Consider the following 2,500-nt stretch of genomic DNA (forward strand, 5'->3'; position numbering starts at 1 on the left):
GTGCCGACGGTCACGTAATTCCCCAGGGGCTGCCGTCACGTAATTCCTCGTGTTGGGGCCCTGCTCGGCTGAGGGTAGCGGGTGGTGTGACGGCTTGTCAGGTGGTGGCTGGTCGTGGTCGCTTCCGGGGTCGATAGGACGGTCCGTCCATGAGGACTTGGTGGCTGGTGTTGATCAGTCTGTCGAGCAGCGATTCGGCGACGACCGGGTTCGGAAACAGCGGGTACCAGTCCTTGGGAGCACGGTTGCTGGTCAGGATCAGCGGTTTGCCGGTGATCGCCCGGTCGGAGACCAGGTCGTAGAGGTCGTCGCTTTGGGTGGGGGTGTGTTCGCGCATCGCGAAGTCGTCGACGATCAACACGAGCGGGCGGGTGTATTCGCGCATGCGTTGGCCGATGGTGCGATCAGCGTGGCCGCCGGCGAGGTCGGCGAGCATGCGGGAGCATTTGACGAATCGGATGTCGCCGCCGCGGCGGGCGACTTGGTGCCCGAGTGCTTGTGCCACATGGGTTTTCCCGACGCCAACCGGGCCGTAGAGAATGACCGACTCGCCGGCATCTAGCCAGCGCAGTGCGGCGAGGTCGCGCAGCATCGCCGCGGGCAGTTTCGGGCTGACGGTGAAGTCGAAGTCCTCGAAGGTGTTGGGTTGTTCGAAGCGGGCGCGGCGGACCCGTCTGGCTAGAGCGGCGGTCTCGCGGCGGGCGATCTCGTCTTCGCAGAGCACCTGCAGGAACTCCAGGTGTCCGAGTTTCCCGTCGCGGGTTTGGGCCAGTCGGGCATCAAGGGTCTCGAGCATCCCGGTCAGTTTCAGGGTCTTCAGGGCTGCCCGCAGGCTGGGGTCGTGAATGGTCACAATAGGGTCCTTATGTCGAAAGTAATTGCAGCACAATGTTTGGTATCAGTGGGCGGTCAGGCGGTGCGTTCGGTGTCGAATGCGTCCGGGCCGCGCAGCATCGCCGGTGGTGGAGGTGAGCTGGTGGTCGGGGTGTCGCCGATTTCGGTGCCGGCGATCAGGATGCCTTTGACGGTGCGATACCGCGGGTCGCCGATCTGCAGGGCGCGAGCGCAGGCGGCATCGAGCCGCAGGTCACCGTAGCGCTCGCGCAGCCCGATGATGCCCTGGATGGCGCGTAACCGGTGGATGGCGTTGACGGCCGACAGCTCGGCCACGATGGCCACGGCACCGGGTCCGATCTGCTCGGCCTGGGTGCGGCACCACGTCACGGTGCGCAGGGTGTGGGCGATCTTGTGCGGTGGGTAGTGTTCGAAGTTCGTCGAGCGTCCCGACGGGTGCAGCACGTGGGTGGCCACCACGGCGTCGTGATGGAAGACCTGCACCACATCGCCGGCGGTGCGCACGGTGACCTTCTGGCCCAGCAGCCGCCAGGGCACCGAATAGAACGCTCGGCCGGACTTGACGTGACAGTCCGGCGCCACTGTGCCTACGGTGTAGATCACCGGCTCGAAAGGCCTGCGCGGCAACGGCATCAACGCCTCGCGCTCGACGGCGTCGAACACCGCTGCGGGAGTGGCGCCGTCGAGTCCACGATGCTTGTGGAGTCCGTAGACCTCACGGGACCAGCGCAGCCCCTCGCGCTGCATCGCCGTGATCGATTCGAACTGGCGGCCGGCGAAGAACGAGTCCCGAATGTAGGGCATGGGTCGCTCGATGCGCGGTTTGTCCTTCGGTTTGTTGGCCCGCGCGGGGTCGATGAGGGTGCCGTAGAACGCCGCCAACTCCCCGTAGGCCAGGTTGATCAGCGGGTCGTACAGATCCGGGCGGATCACTCCGGTCTTGAGGTTGTCACACACCAGCCGGGCCGGGACACCGCCGAAGAACTCGAACGCCGCGACATGCGAGGCGTTCCAGGAGCCCTGGTCCATCCGCAGCACCGGTTGAATGAACAGTGCCCGCGAGCACGACAGGATCATCGCGAACACCCACACCGCCACGCGGCGACCCGTATCCGGGTCCCGCCACATCCCCAGACGGCCGTAGTCGATCTGGGCTTCGCTGCCCGGATCGACAGCTCCACGGGCCACGGTCACCTTGTCCTCGAGATGGTGTTCAGCGAATGCCGTTGCGATGTAACGCCGTACCGTCGATTCGGACACGTCGACACCACGGTCGTCGCGCAGCCGTTGGGCGATGGTGGCCACCGTGACCGGCACGTCGAGCTGCTCGGCGATCCAGTCTCGATGCACCTCGATCCGATCCCAGGTCAACGCCCGTAGGCTGGGATCGATCAGCTCGGGAAACCAACGCCTGATCCGTTCCCGCCACAGCAGCTCGTCGAACGCCTCGCTCGGTGCCGGCTGCAGCCCTTCGGCGATCGCCGGTGCCACGTACTTGCGGATGGTCTTGCGGTCAATGTGCAGCGCCTCATGAATCTGCATCTGGGATCGACCGGCATGCCAGTGCCGGAACATCTCCACGAAGTCGGTCACGTTCCACGATCTCCTCGCCAACTCAGGCCCCTTCCAAGGCCCCGCGGCGGGG

General features: G+C 65.7%; 2 protein-coding genes. Both read right to left on the reverse strand.

Going from position 1 to position 2,500, the window contains the following annotated elements; all coding sequences use genetic code 11:
- Positions 1-97: 97 nt before the first annotated feature.
- Complete coding sequence (gene istB, locus SKC42_RS27280; protein WP_330967347.1) at positions 98-853, reverse strand: IS21-like element helper ATPase IstB; 756 nt, start codon at positions 851-853, stop codon at positions 98-100.
- A gap of 56 nt (positions 854-909) precedes the next feature.
- Positions 910-2,448: an IS21 family transposase gene (istA, locus tag SKC42_RS27285; protein ID WP_330967348.1), complete on the reverse strand. Its 1,539-nt coding sequence runs from the start codon at positions 2,446-2,448 to the stop codon at positions 910-912.
- Positions 2,449-2,500 lie beyond the last annotated feature (52 nt).

This window comes from Mycobacterium sp. 050134 (assembly GCF_036409085.1).
Lineage (GTDB): Bacteria > Actinomycetota > Actinomycetes > Mycobacteriales > Mycobacteriaceae > Mycobacterium.